Origin of the sequence: Alteromonas sp. H39, assembly GCF_047556435.1 — a bacterium.
Taxonomy (GTDB): Bacteria; Pseudomonadota; Gammaproteobacteria; order Enterobacterales; family Alteromonadaceae; genus Alteromonas.
In genome coordinates this window covers 603,194-624,268 of record NZ_CP180210.1, presented here as the reverse complement: position 1 = coordinate 624,268, position 21,075 = coordinate 603,194, and the positions used below count along the sequence as shown (strand labels likewise).

17 protein-coding genes are annotated in these 21,075 nt (G+C 52.2%); 6 read left to right on the top strand and 11 right to left on the bottom strand.

Annotated elements, in window-relative coordinates:
* Positions 1-39: 39 nt before the first annotated feature.
* Both ACLBLI_RS02590 and ACLBLI_RS02585 read left to right on the top strand, forming a co-directional pair.
* Positions 40-1,452, top strand: coding sequence for an RICIN domain-containing protein (locus ACLBLI_RS02590; protein ID WP_414829613.1), 1,413 nt, complete (start codon positions 40-42; stop codon positions 1,450-1,452).
* Between the two features lie 94 nt (positions 1,453-1,546).
* A complete protein-coding gene (locus ACLBLI_RS02585) occupies positions 1,547-2,023 on the top strand; it encodes a hypothetical protein (RefSeq protein WP_414829612.1) in 477 nt (158 codons plus the stop codon).
* Here the strand turns inward: ACLBLI_RS02585 and ACLBLI_RS02580 are convergent.
* From ACLBLI_RS02580 to ACLBLI_RS02555, 6 genes are all read right to left on the bottom strand, one after another.
* Positions 2,020-3,000, bottom strand: coding sequence for a hypothetical protein (locus ACLBLI_RS02580; protein ID WP_414829611.1), 981 nt, complete (start codon positions 2,998-3,000; stop codon positions 2,020-2,022). The two genes, ACLBLI_RS02585 and ACLBLI_RS02580, sit on opposite strands and share 4 nt — an antisense overlap.
* 358 nt (positions 3,001-3,358) lie before the next feature.
* Positions 3,359-4,090, bottom strand: a complete 732-nt coding sequence (locus ACLBLI_RS02575; RefSeq protein WP_414829610.1) for a TSUP family transporter — start codon at positions 4,088-4,090, stop codon at positions 3,359-3,361.
* On the bottom strand, positions 4,087-4,875 hold the full coding sequence (locus tag ACLBLI_RS02570) for an SDR family NAD(P)-dependent oxidoreductase (protein ID WP_414829609.1): 789 nt from the start codon (positions 4,873-4,875) through the stop codon (positions 4,087-4,089). Before ACLBLI_RS02570 ends, ACLBLI_RS02575 begins: the two co-directional genes overlap by 4 nt.
* 14 nt (positions 4,876-4,889) lie before the next feature.
* The gene (locus tag ACLBLI_RS02565; protein WP_414829608.1) at positions 4,890-5,825 is read right to left on the bottom strand and encodes an SDR family oxidoreductase; all 936 of its coding nucleotides are present in this window, start codon (positions 5,823-5,825) and stop codon (positions 4,890-4,892) included.
* The gene (locus ACLBLI_RS02560; protein ID WP_414829607.1) at positions 5,815-6,729 is read right to left on the bottom strand and encodes a bile acid:sodium symporter family protein; all 915 of its coding nucleotides are present in this window, start codon (positions 6,727-6,729) and stop codon (positions 5,815-5,817) included. The genes ACLBLI_RS02565 and ACLBLI_RS02560 overlap by 11 nt, the downstream gene beginning before the upstream one ends.
* On the bottom strand, positions 6,730-8,025 hold the full coding sequence (locus ACLBLI_RS02555; RefSeq protein WP_414829606.1) for a flavin-containing monooxygenase: 1,296 nt from the start codon (positions 8,023-8,025) through the stop codon (positions 6,730-6,732). It abuts the gene before it with no gap.
* Positions 8,026-8,182: 157 nt separating this feature from the next.
* Between ACLBLI_RS02555 and ACLBLI_RS02550 the strand changes: the two genes are divergently transcribed.
* A complete protein-coding gene (locus ACLBLI_RS02550) occupies positions 8,183-9,181 on the top strand; it encodes an AraC family transcriptional regulator ligand-binding domain-containing protein (RefSeq protein WP_414829605.1) in 999 nt (332 codons plus the stop codon).
* Positions 9,182-9,327: 146 nt separating this feature from the next.
* On the opposite strand, the gene ACLBLI_RS02545 is transcribed toward ACLBLI_RS02550, so the two are convergent.
* Positions 9,328-10,368 carry a mechanosensitive ion channel family protein gene (locus ACLBLI_RS02545; RefSeq protein WP_414829604.1) on the bottom strand — a complete coding sequence of 347 codons (1,041 nt, stop codon included), beginning with the start codon at positions 10,366-10,368 and terminating at the stop codon, positions 9,328-9,330.
* 287 nt (positions 10,369-10,655) lie between these two features.
* Between ACLBLI_RS02545 and ACLBLI_RS02540 the strand changes: the two genes are divergently transcribed.
* Complete coding sequence (locus ACLBLI_RS02540; RefSeq protein WP_414829603.1) at positions 10,656-11,081, top strand: hypothetical protein; 426 nt, start codon at positions 10,656-10,658, stop codon at positions 11,079-11,081.
* A gap of 93 nt (positions 11,082-11,174) precedes the next feature.
* Here the strand turns inward: ACLBLI_RS02540 and ACLBLI_RS02535 are convergent, their stop codons facing one another.
* Together ACLBLI_RS02535 and ACLBLI_RS02530 are read right to left on the bottom strand one after the other, a co-directional pair.
* Positions 11,175-12,332: an acyltransferase family protein gene (locus tag ACLBLI_RS02535; protein ID WP_414829602.1), complete on the bottom strand. Its 1,158-nt coding sequence runs from the start codon at positions 12,330-12,332 to the stop codon at positions 11,175-11,177.
* 1 nt (position 12,333) lies between these two features.
* Positions 12,334-14,184: a glycoside hydrolase family 3 N-terminal domain-containing protein gene (locus ACLBLI_RS02530; protein ID WP_414829601.1), complete on the bottom strand. Its 1,851-nt coding sequence runs from the start codon at positions 14,182-14,184 to the stop codon at positions 12,334-12,336.
* A 230-nt stretch (positions 14,185-14,414) separates the two neighbouring features.
* On the opposite strand from ACLBLI_RS02530, the gene pbp4b reads away from it, so the two are divergent.
* Both pbp4b and ACLBLI_RS02520 read left to right on the top strand, forming a co-directional pair.
* The gene (pbp4b, locus tag ACLBLI_RS02525; RefSeq protein ID WP_414829600.1) at positions 14,415-16,883 is read left to right on the top strand and encodes a penicillin binding protein PBP4B; all 2,469 of its coding nucleotides are present in this window, start codon (positions 14,415-14,417) and stop codon (positions 16,881-16,883) included.
* Positions 16,884-17,220: 337 nt separating this feature from the next.
* Positions 17,221-18,597 carry a Na+/H+ antiporter NhaC family protein gene (locus ACLBLI_RS02520; protein WP_414829599.1) on the top strand — a complete coding sequence of 459 codons (1,377 nt, stop codon included), beginning with the start codon at positions 17,221-17,223 and terminating at the stop codon, positions 18,595-18,597.
* A 294-nt stretch (positions 18,598-18,891) separates the two neighbouring features.
* Here ACLBLI_RS02520 and ACLBLI_RS02515 read toward each other — a convergent pair whose 3' ends face one another.
* Positions 18,892-19,308 (bottom strand): VOC family protein, encoded by a 417-nt coding sequence (locus tag ACLBLI_RS02515; protein WP_414829598.1) that lies wholly within the window; start codon positions 19,306-19,308, stop codon positions 18,892-18,894.
* A 198-nt stretch (positions 19,309-19,506) separates the two neighbouring features.
* Complete coding sequence (locus ACLBLI_RS02510; protein WP_414830887.1) at positions 19,507-20,931, bottom strand: aldehyde dehydrogenase family protein; 1,425 nt, start codon at positions 20,929-20,931, stop codon at positions 19,507-19,509.
* Positions 20,932-21,075: the final 144 nt, after the last annotated feature.

Genomic DNA, 21,075 nt, shown 5'->3' with positions numbered 1-21,075 from the left:
GTTGCCCTGCAAAACGAATCACTACACTCAGGAGACAATATGAAACATTTCGGGATAGCCCGGGCAGGACTTGCCGCACTTGCATTACTGCACTGCCTGTCAGTCAAGGCTATAGATAACGGCGTTTACACGATATCCTCAAAAGTCAGTAATAAACTGGTGGAGGTGGCGGGTGCACAGACAGCGAATGGCGCCAATGTGGCACAGTGGTCGTCCAACGGGAACAACACCCAGCGTTGGCTAATTACACAGGTAGACGGAAATTATCACTCTGTTATTAACCTCAACAGCGGTAAAGCACTGGAAGTATTTGAACTGTCCACGGTCGATGGTGCGAATGTTGTGCAGTACGAATACAACGGCGGAGCAACACAACAGTGGCAGATCAATGAACTCAGTAACGGTTACGTTGCTTTTATTAATCGCAACAGTGGCAAAGCACTGGATCTTTACAACTATGATACTGCCGATGGCGCGAACATTGCGCAGTGGTCTTACTGGGGAGGCGATGCCCAGCAGTGGCAGTTAAACAAACTTGCCGACGTGGAAGGCCCGCCCTGGGATCCATCTACCACCAATGGGGCAGAAAATCATTGGCCGCTAACCGGGAATCTTGTCACTCATGACCCCACAATCAATTATGAGAACGGCACCTGGTGGATTTTCCAGACCGGCCCCGGCATTTATGGCAAATACTCCACCAACGGTATTGAATGGACAGGTGCAGCCCCCATCTTCCCCAACGGACTGGCCTGGTGGTCTGATTATGTTCCGGCGCATGATGGTGAGGACGTCTGGGCACCTGAACTTAAGTTCTATAATGGCAAGCCGTGGCTTTACTATTCCATTTCCACTTTTGGTTCCCGTGTTTCTGCTATTGGCCTGGCATCGGCCAGCTCGGTTGCCGCCGGTAACTGGCAGGACGAAGGCGTGGTCATCAGCACCACGAATAATGATAACTATAATGCTATCGATCCTGACTTAGTCGTAGCAGAAGACGGCGCGCCATGGCTCACATTCGGCTCGTGGAACAGTGGGATCAAGGTAATGCGCGTTAATCCAATAACCATGAAACCATTCGGTCAGCGCTATGACATTGCCAGCCGCTCAGGTGGTATTGAAGCGCCTACGATTTTATATCGTCAGGGTTATTACTATCTCTTTGTTTCTGTAGGTAAATGCTGTAATGGCACTGACAGCACCTACCAAATCCGCTACGGCCGGGCGACAGATATTCGCGGACCCTATGTCGATAAAAATGGAGTGAACATGCTCAATGGCGGTGGAAGTTTACTTGACGGTGGCAACAGCAACTGGATTGGGCCAGGCGGTCAGGACATTCTCAATACCGATGTCATTGTTCGCCATGCCTATGACGCCTCAGATAACGGGACGCCCAAGCTGCTTATCAGCACACTTAACTGGGACAGCAACGGTTGGCCTCGCTTTTAATATATAAACTGCAAGAGGGTAACCGGGACGTTACCCTCTGAAAACAGCCGTTATTACGTTTCTTGCCTGCATTAGCTGAAGACAGCGAAAGCGAATGGCTATCGGGTATGATTCACTCTATAATTACTACGCATTCCTTAATAATTCAGACACTGTGAAGCAAAAGTTTACCAGCATCATTAATGGTCAGATCCTGATCACTCACTCCTTCGGGCAATGGAATGAACGCCATGCGCTGCAGTTCTCCACGCATGTCAAAAAGCAGGTAAAAGGGTTTAATCAGCAGCCTTTTGGTCATCTGTTGTATTTTGATGAGTGGCAACTGGCGGGACCGGAAACCATTCCTGTCATTCGCGACACCATCAGCTGGCTGGTTAACAATGGTATGCGTTGTGCTGCAGAAATCTTTCATCCCGATGCACTTAAAGCCTACCTGTTGGATAACATGGTGGCAGAAAGCCGCGAGCGATTTGACATTCATCGTTTCGACAATGACGACGATGGCCTTGCCTGGCTTGAATCGTATGGCTTTCGTCTTGAGACGCCCCTCTCCTTCGACACCGTACCTTAATCCGACGTGTACAAGCGCCGAAGCTTGCGGGCAGCCTTGTGTAGCGCCTTATCCTCACTTTTTTCTGCCAGTGTCAGGTTTTGCCTCATTTTTTCGGTCTCCCCCTCAAGCGAATGGAGCTGCGCCAGTCTGAGGTATCCCCATGTTATTGGTGGTGCGCCGGTTAGCGCCTCTCCTTTTTCCAAGTGTGTCACATACTGACGAAGTGCGCGGATCCCATGTTCAATATGCGCCTGGCTAAATACGGCGTTTCGTCCAATCTGATACAGCGCATTAAGATAGTCGCGTTGAGCTTGTTCATCATCCGCTATTTCCCCATTAGCAATGCTTTCAGGCGTTTCCAGTCCATTCGTGACCAGGGATTTTTCAGCCGCTGAAAGCGCCTCAATAAATGCTTCATAGGCCGCACCGTACTGATTTTGCTCCTGAAGCTGTAATCCATGACGAAAATGAAAATCAGAAACCTCAGGGTATTGCTCTCTGAGTTCAGCAAGTCTGGCCGAAAGCTGCTGTGGTTCTGCAATACTGGCAAGCAACATCAGCTCGGCCTTTGCGCCCTCCACTGGATTAATCTGCCTGATTTTCTCTACCTGTTCTCTGGCAAGCGCTTCGCTGCCCCCGGCAATGGCAGGAGCGCCCAGGTAAAACCGCAGCAGCCCTTGTTGGTATCTGACACTGGAGGGTGCCAGACTTACGGCGGCCTTAAAACAATCTAAAGATTTACCCGCATAGCTCAGCGCAGAAAAAATCGCGTCTGACGCCTGTCGCCCCATAATTCTGCCGCAGAGAAAGTGCACTTCCGGGTTTGCTGGCGCATCTTCTAACAGCCCTTCAATCAGAGTTTCAGCCTTGTCGATATCGGTTTCTATCAATGCAGTGACTCGGGTGAGTGACGTCTCAACGGCTGACTGAGCCTGAGCCTCGGTAATCGGCATGGCGATGAATGCGACGGCAAGCCATATAGTTATTTTTTTCATATCCCCTCCTATGTAATCAGCACATAGCATGGGATAGTTTCGTGGCTTAAAGTAGTGCCAAAAGTCATGTTTTTATGGGACGAAAGGAATTGAGCAAGCTATCAACTCGCTGGGTGACGACCGTTAACCAGCCTTGAGACACATCAACTGACGGGCCACATTATGCCACCAACGTCACGCCGCATCACTAATCGCGATACGAACCAACACGTGAAAGCGGCTGCGCTTTCTGGTAGGGACAACAGCAAGTCCCTGCAGGTCCTGCCATAGACCTGTTAGTCTTTGAAATTACCAGTTTCAGAACATACCGTGCGACCACCGACTCATAGCAGCTTCGCCACCGGCCGCTTATTCTGCTTTATACCCAGACGCTGCGAGCGGAATTAACCAGTAAAATCAGCCCAACAACAAGCAATACGCTAAATACTGCACGGGTAAACGCCTGCTGACTGATTCGGTGATGCAGCGCATTCCCCAATAGTGCACCTACCAGCACGCACGGTAGCAGCATGGCGATTTCTGTCAGGTAGCCTTTAAGCTCACCAAACACGGCGAACCAGACTGTCAGCATGCTGTTCAGTGTTAGCCAGACACACAGCAATGTGGCACGAAGGCGCGTCTTATCCAGTTCGGTTCGCGCCAGCGCGTACACCAGCAGCGGTCCGCCGGATGCAAATAAGCCATGTGTGACGCCCGCACTGGCAATCAGACTGCTTCGTACCGGCGCACTGTGAGCAGGTGCTTTTGCATTAAGCAATGCACGCAGCGCAAACCAGCAAATTAGTAGGGCAAACAAGCCTTGCGTATAGGCAATGTCTAAATAGTCTGTGAGCCAGACGCCCGCCAGCGTCCCGACGCCCATCAACGGCAGGATTTGCGTCAGCAGAAATTTATATGCGACGGCATGACGATAACGCCACACCAGCGGCGCGGTCATCATGATATTTAGCGGCACCAGCCATTGCACCAGCACCGGAATCTCCATGACCAGTGCCCCTATCGATAACGCCAGTACGATACTGCCAAATCCTGTCATCGCTTCAATGGTGAAGGCCACCAACACCCCCAGGGCCACAATGATAAAGCTCATGAACCGGGATCCAGTTCACGGTGCAGTTTCTTGCGCATCAAATGCAGATAGAGCGAAGGGAAAACACGGTACAGCAAGCTGGCCGCGGCGGTAAATCGATCCGGAAACAACCGTCGCTGCTTTTTCTCTATGCCAGTAACAATTTTCGCTGCCATCCACTGACTGCTGCGCATACGTCCTGCCATCGTACGTTTGTGCCGGGCTTTATTGCCTGCGCCATCCAGCGCGTTATTCTCGATAGGGGTGTCAAGAAACCCCGGATAGACCATCAGAATATGGGGACCTGAGTTACCAAGTTCGGCACGCAACGTTTCAAAGTACTGATGCAGCGCAGATTTTGCTGCGCAGTAGCCTGCGCGGCCCAGCACCGGCATCCAGCCAGCCATCGAGCCAATATTGACTACGGTTGATTCCGCATTCATGTGCGCTAGCAGCCCCTGGGTCAGTTGCACCGGTGCCAGATAATCGACACTCATGAGGTTATGTATTACATGCAACTGCGTCGATGTAGCCAGCGAACGATGGGTGACCCCGGCATTATTAATCAGTAAGTCAATGCTGGCGCAACGGGCAGTAACAGCAGCGATAAGCCGGCTGATGTCACTGGTATCGGACAAATCACACACTTGTGTATCGGCTTGCGTAAGGGCATTAGCGACTTCGTCTAGTGCCTCTTTTTGAATATCCACCAATATCAGGTGATACCTGCTCGCCAGTGCATGAGCGAGATCCCGCCCCAGCCCGGAAGCCGCACCGGTAATCACGGCAACCGGTTTATTGCTCATCTTTGACGCCGCGCTCATCCCAGCCTCGCCTGGTTATGCTGTACGAAATACTCAAAGACTTCCCGGCTGGTTTTGCGCGGCGTGTATCCAAACTCCTGTTTCAGCGCCTGGTTGCTTAGAACCGGGCGATAGCGCAGAAAATCAAGCTGTTCGGCGCTGTATTGCGTCAGTCTCAACTTGTGTCCAATCACAAGTGCGGTGTACAGCAGCCAGGCGGGCAGTCGGAGTAACGGTTTGTTCAACGCCCGGGCTATCTCGTCAATGGTCATGGCGCCGTCTCCGGCGAGGTTATACATACCGGTTTTGCTGGAAGTCACGCCCTTAGCAATGATCGCTACAACGTCTTCATCCCAGATAAACACAAACGGAGACGGCGAGCCTTTTACCGCCAGCAAACGTCGCTGTTCGAAAAGGTGGGTTATCTGGTTTTGGGTATGGCTGCCCAGTACTGTGCCAGGTCGTAATATAAGTTGCCGTAACTGCGGGCTGGAGCATCGGTATGCGGCCAGCATTTCTTCAATCAGCCTTTTGTGCTGGCTGTAGGCAAAATGATCATTACCTCTCAGCGAATGTTCCTCTGTCAGCCAGTATGGGTTATCAGCATGATAACCATAGGCTGCGCCGCTGCTGCTTACCGTAATATGCTCAACGCCGGCCTTTAGGCAACAAGACAGAACATTGGCAGTGCCGTTAACATCAATGTCGTAATCGCGCTCGCGATCATCACTGGCTTTCATTACGCTGGCCAGATGTATGACATGAGTGATGTCATTTTCTTTCAGCAAGTCCGCAAGAGCCGGGTCCCGAATGTCCATCGTATGATAAGCATAGGGCTGTTCGGGCTTGGCGCGGATATCGATGCCCACCACGTTGTGTTCGCTTCCCAGCTGAGAAACCAGCCGTCTGCCCAGATAACCTTCGCTACCGGTGATAAGAATATTAAGACTCATAAGAATACTGCTTTGCACTTGATTGACGTTTGGCCCCGCGCCGGTCCAGCCCCTGCCAGAAAAAACTCAGGCTGATACCGCTGATGAGATGCCAGATCCCCCAGGCAGCTGCGATAATCGCCATGGAGGTAAGATCGGAAAAGAAGGTAAAGATAATGCCAAGCCCAAGACCGGAGTTTTGCAGCCCAACCTCCAGCGTTATCGCCCGACGATCCGCGACCGGCAGTTGTAGCAGGCGTGCCGATATCCAGCCAATTGTCAGCGCCAGCGCGTTGTGCGCCACTACGGCCAGCAGAAAGATACTGGCTCCGCTGAGAAACGTCTGCCAATTCATTCCAAGGGCGATAAGCACAAAACCAAACAGCGTGAACAGCGAAATAAAGCGAAAGAAAGGCTCGCTTTTGCGGGCGAACTCCGGGAAACGTTGCGCACAGGCGAGCCCCAACATTAATGGGATGGCCAGCACCAGTGCAACAATCAGCAGCATGTCGCTTACCGACACCGAAATGCTGCTCAGTAACTCCCGTGTCCTCGGATTCAGCGCCCCGTAGAACATAAAATTCAGCGGCGTAAGCACGCATGCCAGCAGGCTGGCAACACCAGTCATACTGACAGATAGCGCCGTATTTCCCCGCGACAGGTATGTCATCAGATTAGAAAAGCTGCCTCCCGGACAGCAGCTTACCAGCAGCAGGCCGAGCGCCACATCGGCCGGAATGGGGATGAGAAAAATGAGTAAACAGGTAAGTGCAGGCAACAAGACGAACTGAGCACAAAGGCCCACGACAGGCCCTAACGGTTTCTTCACGATGCGGCGAAAATCAGCAGGAGTAAGGCTTAACGCAATACCGAACATCATCATGGCCAGTATGGCGTTTAGAATAAAAAGGCTGGTGGCTGACATTTATAACCCTGCACTCAACTGGCGCATTTCATTGTTCAGCGCCTGCAAGTAATCAGCTTTATGAACATAGTAGGCCATTCTTTCCAAAGGAAGGTAATGCATGCCGCCGTCGATTCGCTCGTTAGCTTTGGCGCGCACCTTGTCGAAGAATGCGCTGGCAGCAGCAGGGTTTTCCTGCTGCATGCGGATAACCCGGGCAACCAGCTGCGCCTGATCATCACGGCCCTGCCAGCCCAGCCCGGCCGCTTCAACCATACCCATAACAAACAGCCCCGGATGTTTTGGGTTGAATACATTCAGATATAACTGCGGCGCATCGCCCTGCCAGTTCAGGTGCTGCTTATCAATAAAGGGGTAATGCAGCTTGTAACCGGTGGCCTGCAGTATCAAATCATAACGGGCTTCCTGACCATCCGTGAATCGCGCCCCGTTTGGGGTAAGTGTTTCTATGTCCGGCCGCACGGTAATATCGCCATGACCGATATGATGCAAAAACAACGAGTTAATTACCGGATGCGATTCATACATTTTATAATCCGGATCGGGGAGTCCATAACTGCTGGGTTTGCCCGATATCAGACGCACCAGCAAGCCATCCACGCGCTGCTTAAGGAAGTTGGGTAACCGGATTTTTCCGCCCAGGGTATCAGTAGGTCGACCGGCCACAAACTTGGGCAAAAAGTAATAGCCTCTGCGCACGACCATATCTACATGTTCGGCCCGGTGCACGGCATCAACGGCAATGTCACAGCCACTGTTACCGCAACCTACGATCAGGACCCGCTTGTCTTCAAAGATATCGGCATGGCGGTAGTCACAACTGTGCATCATCTCGCCATCAAACTGGCCCGGAAATTCTATACGGTTCGGATGATGCAAAGTCCCGTTGGCCAGCAGCACACCCGCAGCCATTATCTCATGCGTTTTGTCGTGCTGACGGTAGGTAACCCGCCATTTATCGTCTACCGGCTCCACGCGTTCCACCCAACAACCAAAGCGGTAATGGCGGTACAAATCAAAATGTGCCGCGTAATCATGAAAGTACTGCTTCAGCTCGCTGTGACGGGGATAGGTCGCAACATCGTCGCGCATGGGGAAGTCATCAAACTCGGTCATGCGCTTAGAGGAAATCAGGTGCGCCGACTGGTACATCGTGCTGGTAGGGCTATCGATATCCCACAACCCGCCCACGTCATTGTGGGCCTCCAGGCCTATCACCTGAATGCCCTGCTCGGCTAAACGGCGTGTACTACACAATCCCATCGGCCCGGCGCCGATGACAACATACGGTTCCATCTGCGTTTCTCTTACTGTTCACTCAGGCTCAAGGTTAACAAATAGTTTACACACAAATCCCGCAAACACAGGCCATTCAGCTGGTTAATTCGAGACAACTATGTATTTTCGTCGTATGCTGGTGGTCTGCACAGAAACATAAACAAGCGCGCCCATTTTGACAGCAACGGTGACACAGAGCTTTACCAGAGCGATTTTATCGCAGTTGGCTCAATACGATATTCAGCTCGAACCAGCTATTCGTGCACAGCTGGCAGACTATGCCGGACAGCCCCGGCTACCGCTACCGCTTCAGGATGCAATGTGGCAAAGTATCGAGAGCCAGGTTGCACCAGGTACAGGGCTTCGCGTTGGCCGGGCATTAATGCCGCAACACTTCGACACCATGGGATTTCTGTTACTCAGCAGCCCGTCACTCAGTGTGGCTGTGGATTGCCTGGTGAACTACTCACCATTAGTCGGGGAAGGCGGCCAGTTCAGGAAAACCCACGATAGCCGGGGATGGAAAATTACCTATGATGACAGGTTCACCACGGCTGTCACATTGCGTATCGAAGCCATTATTGCCAGTATCGCCACCGGTGCCAGTTGGGTTGCAGGCAAAAATATCTCGCCAACAGCCGTACTCTTTGCGCATGAAGCCCAGACTTCACTTAGCGAATACCAGCAGGTATTCGGTGAGGCAGACATTCATTTTGATCAGCAAGAAAATGCGATTATTTATGCAGATGCCGACTGGCACTTCAAACAGCGCGAGGTAAATCCGGCAGTGCAGGCGCAGATGCTGGAGCTTGCCAAACAGCAGCTTAGTCAACTGCATCCCCAGTCATTTGAAGATAATGTTAAGACACTACTGAACAATCAACCCTGGCTTAGCCGTGCTCAGATGGCAGCAAGCCTTGCGGTAAGTGAGCGCACGCTCACAAGAAAACTTCAGTCGCGTGGTATGACCTATCAGCAACTATCGCAGTCAATGCGAAAGCATCATGCCCTTGAGCAAATCTGCCTGGCGCATGTCACGCAGGCAAGCCTGGCTGATTATCTGGGGTATAGCGATGAGCATGCTTTTGCCAAAGCATTTCGCCGCTGGACCGGAATGGGATTTAGCGCTTACCGTAACAGATACTGTAATGCCACTGGCATGGATGATGACTGACAAGCCGCGATGCAAAGCTGCCATCTGGCATGTCTGCTTCACCGCTATTTCTCGCTGGCTCTCTCTGACGACCAATTATCCGGTCTGTAGGCTAACCTGCCGCTATCACCTCAACTGTCTGAAGTGATACGGGTCACGGTTGCAGTTCAGGGCTCTTCCTTTTCTTCCTGCTTTTGCTCTGTGGCTTCCAACCGGGATGTCAGCGTCTCAATACGTTGCTTCAGCTTGGCTTTCTCTTCACCACTGACCGACGGCAACTGCTCTTTTAACATCGACAACTGCTTTTCCATCGCTTCTTTGGATTTTAACTGTGACTCTGCCTGCTCTGCCTTATCAAATACGACGGCTTCGGGCGCTGAACTTTCACTCTCTGATTTACTCTCTTTTGCCTGCGGGATCATCTGCACACCCGGCTCCTGTGGACGCTGATTCATAAACGAAGGCGAGACAATTTCGATTCCGGCTTCATGCAGACAGTCCATCACCGACTTATGCAGATTTGAGCGTGCGGAAAGCATACTTTTCACATCTTTGAGTAACCCGGCTATGCGGTAAGTTACCGAAAAGTCGCCCAGCGCCGTCACCTGAACAAACGGCTCTTCAAGTTTACTGCGCTCTGCCGCCAACAGAAGGTGTTTCTCCACCAACCCGTGATGCAGTTCGTAGCCCAGGCTCAAATCGACCGATATAATAGCCCCTGAGGCACGTACCACACTGACTGGCGATGACACCAGCAACGAGTTGGCAAAGGCAATAAGCTCGCGGGTTTCACTTTGGATTTCCGTGTCCAGCAAGCCCATTTGGGTCACCCGACCGGCGAATCCGTTAACGCGGACAAAATCCCCCACTCGGAACGGCTTATTTACCCGCAGTACGATGCCAGCCATCAGGTTGCTGACCACCGTAGTTGAAGAAAAAGCAATCACACCGGATAACAATACACCGATAAGGGCAATGATCTGGTTGCGGGTACTTTCGCTGACAGGGAGTGACAGCACTACCACCAGTAAGCCCACCAGGGTGAGTGACAGCATGGTGACCTGACGGGGTAATTTTTTATCCCCCGAAAGGTAGTCGTGACGACCAATCAGAAAATGATGGGTGATGCCTAATATCAGCACCACGCCAAGTAAACTGACTACCAGCGGATAAAAAGACGTGAGGGCGGTAAGTACCGTTTCTGCCATAGTTACATGAGTATTTGAATAACGATATTTTCAGCATACCGCAGAACATGAGATGTCGCGACTATACGGGATTTTTACGCAAACGATATCATCGTGTTTTCCTGGATTTGACTTGACGAGCCATGCCGTTTTACGACGCTTTTGTCTGAAAATGAACGCCAGCTGAACCCCGCTGTCCGAGGCCAGTTTACTGTTGATTTACCTGAGTCCACTTGCCATATTGATTACTAATCACTCTCGGACGTGATGAACAAGCCAATGAACAAACCAAAGGACAGGAGTCACTAATGAAAACCACATTCGCTTTACTTGCCGCTATGATGCTCGCTGGTTGTGCAACATCGCCATACGCCATCATCGATGGCACCCAAAGTCAGGTTTCCGATCCCGACAATTACGATGTAAAAATTCTGTCCGTTGATGGCAAACGCTTACCGAAAGAGGACATTGAGAACGTTTCTCCCGGTTTTCATTACATTAATCTGGTGACCACTAAGCGACTGAACACCCGTGCCAAAGATGCTGACTACAAAATGCTGGCGATTGATGTAAAAGAATGTACCCGCTATCTGGTGACGGCTCAGCACAAAAATTCAGTCAGAGATGAGTGGGAGCCGAAAGTGCTACGTGAAGAACCGATTAAGGCATGCACACCGGGTGAAAAGAGTGAGACAGCTGAAGTCCTGACCGTGGTAACTGACGCCGAAGGCTGAAATCTGAATTGTGGGGTCAGCCTTTGCGTATCGAGCCTGGTGTAGATGAGATAAAAAAGCGTATCACTGCGGGTTTTATCTCAGCGAACCCGGTTACACCTTCCAGAAAATCTGCTTGCGGTACATCCAGGCTATCGGCAGAAAGCATACAATTAAGAAGCAAACCGCAAACGCCAGCGAGCCGTTAAGCGGACCTAGTGCCGGGGCAAACCAGTCGCGATACAGATAACCGTGCAGACTGGTGTCTTCAACACGGGCCATCATCAGGCAACGGGCAAGTACGCCTGCCAGCATGTAAAACGCGATGCTGTTGGCCCCGCATACAATCAACGGTTTTGCCCAGCCCTGCCAGCGTCTTACATCCATAACATATAGCAACACGCTGAGTGCCACCAGCGACCATCCGCTACTCAGAAAGACATAGGATGGCGTCCACAATGCTTTGTTAACTGGCACAAGAGGCGAAAGCGCGTATCCCAGCGCGACGCAGGCAACACCGTATAACATCGTCATCAGTGCCTTTCTGGCGTGACTATCCCTACTTTGCAGGTACATGCCTGTCAGCACACCGCTTAAGCTTGTGGACAGTGCCGGTAAGGTACTCAGAATGCCTTCGGGGTCAAAACTAAAAGGGGTGGCGTCAGCGTAATAAACATGAGTGGGTCCGAGAATATGATGATCCAGCCAGGCGCTCAGGCTATTCCCAAACTGCCACTGTCCCGCGTACGTCGTTCCCGAGCTGTCGGAATACGGTACAAAGGCCATCAACAGCCAGTAGGTCGCCAGCGTAATGACGAAGGCAGCCGCGATCCCCCGGCGTTCAAGCCACAACAGCAGCGCGGCGGTCAGCGCAAACACCACACCGATTCGTTGTAGCACGCCAGGGATCCGGATTTCCAGCACCCGTGACTGCCACCAGTCGTAGTCAGGTTGCGCGAAGTTGTAATAAAACACGGCCAGAAATCCACCCAACATTACCAGCTTCGCCGCCCTTGCCAGCGCCTGACGCATCACCTGATGTCGCGCCCCCCCTTTTGCCAGTTGGCGGGGCAATGAATAGGCAGCGGCAATGCCGACTATAAAGATAAACAGCGGAAAAATCAGATCGGTTGGCGTCATACCGTGCCATTTGGCATGTAACATGGGCGCATAAACATGCGACCAGCTGCCCGGATTGTTCACCAGGATCATGGCGGCAATGGCCAGTCCGCGCAGGGCATCAACCGCGGCAATACGGGAGTGGGTAGTCATGTTACTTGCTGTTTCCCGAATGACGTACGGTCACCGGCAAGGTGCCGGAAGGTTTGAACCTGCCACTAAGCGCCTGATAGATGGCATCGAATACCGCACCCTCTGCGCGCCCGTCATCAAACACCGTGACGTTGTAACCGTAAGTAGTCAGCGCGATATCGGTCTCATCAGAAAACTCAGCCAGCACATAAGGCGCGCGTAGCGCCACCATCACTACCGGCACGCCCGCGTCTTTAGCCGCCTGCATTGTCTTTCGCATCCAGCGGTACTGCGCAGGTTTATCGGCACGGTCACGCCAGGATGCCAGGTCGTCCATGCCTCCCATTTCCGCCACGCTGTATTGTGGCGTGATATCGGCTACCACCAGTGCATTCAGGGAGCGCAGCAACGCACCAGGCGGCGACGGCGGTAAACTGGCCAGCGACTGGCAGGACACAGGTATGTTTTGCTGTTTTTCAACCGCCCTCAGCATGGCTTTACATCGCGCTTCATCCGGCATCACAAAATGCCAGTTCCCGGCTTGTGAAAGAGGCAACCGGGCTTTCCCTTTGATGAGTGTAAGCGCGGCTTTTGCCAGCGCCTGCTCTGTTTTTTTGTTTTGCTTTAAAGGCAGTTTAGCGCGCGCTTCCTGGATCCGCGCATCCAGCGGCACGGAGGTAAACCCGCCAATGCCAAAACTGGCTTTTGTTTTGGCAATACGTCTGGCAGACCGCGCTATATCTGCGGTGTCGAGCCGGCCGGTTTTCACCGCATTCGCCACATCATCAAACACCTTTTTGAATGTTGATATATCGCCCGGGGTTCGAACCGATACCGGCATCAGCGCAATATCAGCGCCGGCGCCGAAAGTGCGGATCACAGCCTCTGACTGTGAAAAATAGTGAGCAATACCGGCCATATCCAGTGCGTCGGTAACGATCAAACCGTCATATGCCAGTTCCTGCCTAAGGACACCGGTTAAGATTTTTTTCGACATGGTTGCCGGCACAATGGTTGGCTTGCCATCTTTGGCCTGAAAGCGGGTATCGTCCAGTTGCGGATATTGTATGTGCGCGGTCATCACCATTGATGGCGGCGTTGGTCCGGCAATGATCCGGGCAAACGGGTAAACGTCGGTACGATTAATCGTGGCGCGATCATGGCTTACAACCGGAAGGCCGGTGTGGCTGTCGACATGGGTATCGCCATGGCCGGGGAAATGTTTAATAGCACTCAGTACACCTTCTTCCTGCATACCGATGACGGTAGCCTGCCCCAGCGCTGCCACGACTCTGGGATCTTCTCCGTAACTGCGAACATTAATAACAGGGTTATCCGGGTTGCTGTTCACATCCACCGTTGGCGCAAAGTTAACGTTAAATCCCAGCATTTTGATTTCACGTGCGATGCCCTTGGCCACGTCGGTGGCAAAGGCGGTGCCATGTACAGGGTAAGTCGCGCCTATCGCCATGTTGCCGACAAAGCGCGTGGCAATATGATCATGTAGCCGCGCGACGCGCCCGCCTTCCTGATCGATGGCAATAAACAGCGGCGGCAGATTATGCTTTTTCATCAGCGCCTGAAGCTGATAGTTCAGCCGAATGATCTGTGGGATATCCTCTAAGTTTTCCGAAAATAGAAGAACACCGCCAATGTGTTTGCTCACCAGCAGTTGCTCCATCTCTGGTGTCAGCGAAAGCACTGGCTTACGACATCTGTTGGAGGCGGTTCCGTCGTCGCAGAAATAGCGAAAGTCGAGCATCATTTTTTGCCCGATTTGCGCTGTCAGCGCGCTATCACCTGAAGCGGAAAGCGCTTTGGCATTGGGAAAAGAAAGCACAAAAAACAGCAGGCACAGAGTTCGGACAAGCATGGGACACTCAGACTAACTACAGGGTGAAAGCATCCTACCCCACCCGGCTGATAAAATAAATTATTCCTCATGACGTTGCCCGGGTTTGTTATCATCCAAGAGCCTCGCAAGCATTCGTCAGGTTGCGCCTGTGGTACGTTCATTTTATCAGGAATATTTTATTATTCTGCAGTAGTCATTATTGGCGAATACCGGTATGGTGACATTTCAGACTATCAGGAGACCGGACTGTGTCATCGCCTCTGTTTCGCGGCCTCTTCCGCCATACTGTGCTGATATTGATTGTTGCAGGCATGGTGAGCTGCAGTACGTCAAATATTGTGCAGCTGCCGTCAAAGAACCAGGGCGAGCGTATTAAAACCCTGGTCATTCATTACACTGCCCTGAATTATGCTGATAGCGTTAAAGCCCTGGTGGATGAGGGTGGGCTGAGCGCCCATTATCTGGTGCCAGAATCCGGCGATCCTACCTACCCGCACGACCGTCTGAAGGTGATGCAGCTGGTGGATGAGTCCCGGCGCGCATGGCATGCCGGTATCAGTAGCTGGCAGGGACGTTCAGGTCTTAATGATCAGTCAATTGGCATTGAAGTGGTTAATGTGCCGGATTGTCACTGGGAAACGGATGTGCCCGGTCAGCATAGCGTGCATGGTGCCAGCCGCCCCTGTCTTTTTCCCGATTATGACAGCGAGCAAATTACGCTACTCACGACACTTATCCGTAACATTCTGGCGCGAAACCCCGATATTCACCCGACGGCCATTGTTGGTCATGCTGACATTGCGTTTAACCGCAAAAGCGATCCGGGTCCGCGTTTTCCCTGGTATCAGCTGTATCAGGCCGGTATTGGTGCCTGGTACGATAAGGACACGCTGGACACCTACTGGCAGACATTTGCGGCCCGGCCGGTTTCAGTCTCGCTGTTTCAGCAGGCCCTGGCCCGCTACGGCTATGGTGTACTGGAAACCGGACAGCTGGATGAACAAACCATCAATGCGATCAGTGCATTTCAGATGCACTTTCTCCCCTGGCAGGTAAGCGGTCGCCCCGACGCGCAGACATCGGCCGCTTTATTTGCGTTGCTCGACAAGTATTTTCCCCAACAGGCTGAAATCATGCTGTCTCGCTATCAGCGTGAGGCTGATGCTGGGCGCCCTGCACAGATAACGCGTAAACAGGGGCAGATAGACAGACACTTTCCCGGCGTCAGCCATTCAGACCTTCATGCCCTGAATAATAAAGCCCGTTTCAAGGCTTACCGGGGCCGCGGTGACATCGTGATTGAAGCAAGCGAGGATGTCAGCGCCACAGTGCACGTTAACGGTGAAGCGTTGAATATCGCAGACGTGCTTTTCGCCCACACTCCCTATGCTTATTCACTGGCAAGGCGCACACACGACGGCATAAATACCCTTTCAGTCAGTGATGTTTACCCTGACAACGGTTCAGTGCACGTGACCGTGCCTTACCCTGTCCTTACCGACAACAGCGCCGCCTATACCCATACCTTCCGCGAGGTGGATAAGCAGATTCAGCACGATGTCGATAATGGCTTTCCGGGTGCCGTGCTGCTGGTCATCAAAGACGGAGAGATCATCAAGCACGATGCCTACGGATACGCCCTAAGGTATGATGAAAACCAGCAGCCCCTTGAACACCCGCTGCCCATGACAACAACTACCGAATTCGATCTGGCCTCGAATACCAAAATGTTCGCCACCACGCTGGCACTGATGACACTGGTCGCTGACGGCAAGCTGGATGTCTCTGAACCGTTACACACCTATATTCCGGAATATCGTGGCGGCGGAAGGGAAACCCGGCGGGTTATCGACTTACTTAGTCATCAGTCTGGTTACGCCCCGGAGGTGAAATTTTTTACACCAGATAACGAACTTGGTGCTGACTTTTATTCGCTGGATAAAACGCGCACTACCGAATTACTGTTGCAACATGTGCCCTTTATGAGTAGCCGCGCCGCACAGACGCTATACAGCGATACCAACTTCATGCTGCTGGGCTTACTGGTCGAGCGTATAACCGGGATGACGCTGGATGCCTACTGTGAATCACAGATATATGGGCCGCTTGGACTTACACACACCCGGTTCACTCCGCTGTTGAAGGGGGCAGAGAAAAGTGCTTTTGCCGCCACCGAGATAAACGGGAATACCCGCAACGGCACTATCGACTTTCCTGGTATTCGAACAACCACACTGCAGGGAGAGGTACACGATGAAAAAGCCTATTACGCAATGGATGGCGTATCCGGTCATGCTGGCCTGTTTTCTACCGCGGGTGAGCTGGCAGTGCTGGTGCAGGCACTGATCAACAGGGGTGGCTACGGCGACGTACATCTTTTTGACGGCGATATCATGCAGTCATTTATCAGTCCCGGGCCCGATTCCTATGCGTATGGGCTGGGCTGGAAGCGCGCCGGTAATGGCGAAAGCGTGTGGCATTTTGGCCCCTACGCCAGTGACAGCGCTTTTGGCCATACCGGATGGACCGGCACGGTGACGGTAATCGATCCAGAGCTGGATATGGGGATCATTTTACTGACCAACGCCCGCCACTCACCCATCAGACAGGATAACGCCGGCCCCCCGGTCTTTTCCGGTACGCAATTTGATACCGGCAGGTACGGACAGATAGTCACGTTGGTTTATGAGGCGGTGCTACATCATCAGAGTAAATAACGCGTCAGACACGGCCTTAACTTTCCCGACAATGCACATCGGCTACCGGCCTGGTTCATTGCAATGTTGTGTGATCAGCTAACGGCTGGGTTGGTATTCTATGAGTGTATGTTTGAAAAGCAGCACGCTTTCGACTTCCCTTTTGTATTTTCAGCCGGTTTCCCTGCCGGTAACCATAATCAGACTGGCTATCGGTAACCTGATTGCGGTACGCTTACGCATTCGCTTAAGGCCCTGACGCCCACTGCTGCATGGCAGCGTTATCCCGCTTTTCTCAAGACCTGAAATCAACGGGAAAGCAGGGGCTGAAACTAACAATAATTACACAGGAAAAAGTATGGATTGGCTGTCCATTGTCCCGCCGCTGGTGGCGATTGTTGTCGTCTTCTGGAAAAAAGAAGTCATTCTTGCGCTGGTGCTGGCGGTGCTTTGCGCCGAGGGGTTGCTGCTACTTCAGCAGCCGGGTGAGAGCGTGCTGCTTACGCCCATCACTGCCATTGAACGCGTTATCGATACCGCATCCAGTCCCGGCAATACCCGTGTACTGATTTTTTCGGTTTTGGTTGGTGCGTTACTGGCATTTATCCGCGATTCGGGGGGGGTCACCGCCACAGTCAACTGGCTTGTCAGTAAAGGGGTTGCCCGTGGTAAAAAGCAGGTTGGCGGGCTGACCATGTTTACCGGTGTCGCCGTTTTTATAGAATCAAATTTAAGCGTACTGACCTCCGGTATTTTTGCGCGGGGGTTGTTTGATAAGTTTGGTATGAGCCGCGCGCGACTGGCATACATTATCGACAGTACCAGTGCCCCGGTCTGCATTCTTATCCTACTCAATGGATGGGGCGCGTTTGTGCTCAGTCTGCTGGACAGTTACGAGCTGGAGTCCACCTCTGCCGCTATCCTGTGGGGCAGCGTACCGCTAAACTTTTATGCGCTGTTTACGTTAGCCATTGTGCTTTACACCATCATTACCGATAAGGTTCACGGGCCGATGGCTGAAGAGGATAAGCGCAGTCGTAAAACCGACACTGTAATTAAAACTGAGCCGGCAACCCGCGCCCGCTACATGCTGCTTCCTCTGATAACCATGGTAGTGAGCATGGTAGGTTTTATGCTCTGGACCGGCGGCGGCAATCTGGCAGAGGGCAGCGGCAGCAAGTCGGTATTGTACGCAACTGCGCTGGCAACCGCGCTGGCATATCTGCTGCTTATTACTCACAAGCGCTTCACCCATAAAGAGGCGGTAGAAATTGGCTTTAAAGGTATGGGGGAACTGTTACCTCTGGTCACTATCGTATTACTTTCACTGACACTGGGAAGCAGCCTGAAAATACTGGGCACCGGTGTATTTGTTGCCGGTGTGGTGGGCGAGTTTCTGCCTCTGGTGTTAATTGTACCCATGCTGTTTCTGGCTGGAGCCGTGATGTCGTTCACTACCGGCACGTCTTGGGGCACCTTTGCAATCCTTATTCCTATTGGCGTTCCGCTTATTCAGTCTCTTGGCCTTCCGCCGTCACTGGTGGTGGCTGCAATTCTGGGGGGCGGTATTTTCGGCGATCATTGCTCCCCGATTTCTGATACTACAGCGGTGTCTTCGCTGGCGGCAGGTTGTGATGTGTTAACGCATGTGAAAACCCAGTTCCCTTATGCGCTGGTGGCAGGTGGGGCTACGCTGATTGCTTATCTGGTGGCAAGTATCGTAATGATTGGCTGACTCTGAGACCCTGCCAGCGGCCTTGCTGATAATGCGCCAGGATGGCGGGGTTGTGGAATAGCCAGTTGTCTTATTAGCGGACAATGCGCTGGCAACAACAGGTAACGCAGCTTATTGCTTTAGAGGGTTGATTACCCGTTGTTAAGGCCTGCCCAGGGGAGCGCGTACCAAGCCAGATAATCAGGTGGCCGGTTAACCAGCCCGCTTGTCACTACGCAGACTGGCGGCGCAGCGCCAGGCTGCGCGGATGCCACAGTGATGTTCATCATCTGACCGAACAGCCAATCGCATTTCCTATTTCGCAAACAGCTGTGACATTGACGCAAACGCTTTAAATTCCAGCGCGTTTCCGAACGGATCGTTAAAGAACATCGTTGCCTGCTCGCCGGGTTGCCCTTTAAAGCGAACGTAAGGCGCAATAATAAACGCTGTCCCTGCCTGTTTGAGTCGTTCAGACAACGCCTGCCAGTCGTCCATGTCCAGCACAACACCAAAATGCGGTACCGGCACAGCATGGTCGTCAACGGCGTTATGTGAGGGCGGCGCTGGCATACTCGCAACACAGTGAGTGACAACCTGATGGCCGAAAAAATTCCAGTCTATCCATTGGCTATCACTTCTGCCCTCTTCGCAGCCTAACAGCTCGCCGTAAAACGTACGTGCATCTTCAAGGTTGGTAACCGGAATAGCCAGGTGAAACGGATTCGGCATGTAACAACACTCCTTATATCAGCCCTACGCTTGGTTTGCAGGGTTCTGTATTTCGTAAAATAGACAGGCTTTCGGCTTGCTTATCAGCAAGAACATCTGCCATTCTCTGCGAGTTCTGCCTTGCCATTGCATACTTCAGGACTCGCTGAGTGAGCATGGATTTTTTCAAGTATGCCCCGGGGGCGGCTCGCGATAAGATTACAAAAATTTCTTCAGTATTTTCAGTTTTAAATCCGAAAACGGCGCGTAACGAAAAGCGGCATCAAACAAAAATGAGCGCCGCATTACGGTTTTTAAATGACTGAACGTATCAAATCCAGCGCGACCGTGATAGCTACCCATACCGGAGTTGCCTACCCCACCGAACGGCAATTCCGGGTTTGCCATAAACATCATGGTATCGTTGATACACACATTACCGGCACTGGTTGACGATAACACTCTGTCTTCCAGATGCTTATCATCAGTAAACAGATACAGCGCCAGAGGCTTGGGCCTGTCGTTAATAAATGCGATAGCATCCTCCATGCTGTCAACGGTGACAACCGGGAGTATGGGCCCAAATATCTCTTCCTGCATTAAGGCGCTGTCCATTGCTGGATCCACCACAATGGAGGGCGCCATGGCGTTGGTAATGTCATCCACCTCGCCTCCCAGCGCAATGTCCTGCCCTTCCAGGTAGCTTTTCAGTCGCGCCAGATGCCGCGGGTTTATGATGTTTCCGTAGTCATCACTTTGCAGCGGGTTGTCACCATATTGCTTGTTAAGCTCTTCGCTAATCGCCTCCATAAAGGCCGGCAGTAACCCTTTTTCCACCAACACATAATCCGGTGCAATACAGGTTTGCCCGGCATTCATCCATTTGCCCCAGACAATACGTCTTGCGCTTACTGCAAGGTGCGTGCGGGAATCGACCAGACAGGGGCTCTTTCCTCCCAGCTCAAGGGTAACTGGCGTTAAATGCTTTGCTGCGGCGCTCATCACCACTTTTCCTACCGCTTCACCGCCGGTATAGAAGATGTGGTCCCATTTCAGTGCCAGCAGTGCTGTGGTTTCTTCTTTGGCTCCCTCAATAACCTTTACAGCGTCGCCATCAAGGTACTTAGGGATCAGTTCTGCGAGTAATGCAGAGGTATTTTCTGCCAGCTCAGACGGTTTCAGCACCGCGCAGTTTCCCGCCGCCAGCGCTGCAATATAGGGAGCCAGTACCAATTGAAAAGGATAGTTCCATGCGCCTATGATCAGCACCGTACCCAGCGGCTCCGGATACCGGAAGCTTTTTCCAGGCCAGGCTACCAGAGGCGTACTGACTTTACGGGGTTTGTTCCAGCCGCTCAGGTGCTTCAGGGTATGCCTGATATCGCCAAGTAAAAAACCAATCTCAGAGGTATAACTTTCCGCCTGGCACTTTCCTAAGTCCTTTTCCAACGCTTCTGCTATCTGTTGCTGGTTTTCTTCTACCAGCGCGGACAATGCATTGAGCTGCGCCTTTCTCCAGGACAGCGCGCGGGTTTTACCACTTCGAAATGTTGTGTTCAGCGATTCAAGCAGCGCTGAATAGTGCTCTTGCATACTCATTTGATTCCCCGTTGATACTGTCATCAGGATATACCAGTTAGGCAGGTGTTTACCAACCTCTCTTGCTATGCCACCTCTGCTATCTACCCTGAAATTCGTAACTCAATGGCCTGGTGATTTAGCCAGCTCAGCAGGCCCCATCACTGCATGGTATTTAAGTAAGTTGGTAACAGCTACGACAAGAGCCAG

Coding starts and splice junctions, on each gene's coding strand:
- ACLBLI_RS02590 (WP_414829613.1), top strand. CDS start 40: ATGAAACATTTCGGGATAGCCCGGGCAGGACTTGCCGCACTTGCATTA.
- ACLBLI_RS02585 (WP_414829612.1), top strand. CDS start 1,547: ATGGCTATCGGGTATGATTCACTCTATAATTACTACGCATTCCTTAAT.
- ACLBLI_RS02580 (WP_414829611.1), bottom strand. CDS start 3,000: ATGAAAAAAATAACTATATGGCTTGCCGTCGCATTCATCGCCATGCCG.
- ACLBLI_RS02575 (WP_414829610.1), bottom strand. CDS start 4,090: ATGAGCTTTATCATTGTGGCCCTGGGGGTGTTGGTGGCCTTCACCATT.
- ACLBLI_RS02570 (WP_414829609.1), bottom strand. CDS start 4,875: ATGAGCAATAAACCGGTTGCCGTGATTACCGGTGCGGCTTCCGGGCTG.
- ACLBLI_RS02565 (WP_414829608.1), bottom strand. CDS start 5,825: ATGAGTCTTAATATTCTTATCACCGGTAGCGAAGGTTATCTGGGCAGA.
- ACLBLI_RS02560 (WP_414829607.1), bottom strand. CDS start 6,729: ATGTCAGCCACCAGCCTTTTTATTCTAAACGCCATACTGGCCATGATG.
- ACLBLI_RS02555 (WP_414829606.1), bottom strand. CDS start 8,025: ATGGAACCGTATGTTGTCATCGGCGCCGGGCCGATGGGATTGTGTAGT.
- ACLBLI_RS02545 (WP_414829604.1), bottom strand. CDS start 10,368: ATGGCAGAAACGGTACTTACCGCCCTCACGTCTTTTTATCCGCTGGTA.
- ACLBLI_RS02540 (WP_414829603.1), top strand. CDS start 10,656: ATGAAAACCACATTCGCTTTACTTGCCGCTATGATGCTCGCTGGTTGT.
- ACLBLI_RS02535 (WP_414829602.1), bottom strand. CDS start 12,332: ATGACTACCCACTCCCGTATTGCCGCGGTTGATGCCCTGCGCGGACTG.
- ACLBLI_RS02530 (WP_414829601.1), bottom strand. CDS start 14,184: ATGCTTGTCCGAACTCTGTGCCTGCTGTTTTTTGTGCTTTCTTTTCCC.
- ACLBLI_RS02520 (WP_414829599.1), top strand. CDS start 17,221: ATGGATTGGCTGTCCATTGTCCCGCCGCTGGTGGCGATTGTTGTCGTC.
- ACLBLI_RS02515 (WP_414829598.1), bottom strand. CDS start 19,308: ATGCCGAATCCGTTTCACCTGGCTATTCCGGTTACCAACCTTGAAGAT.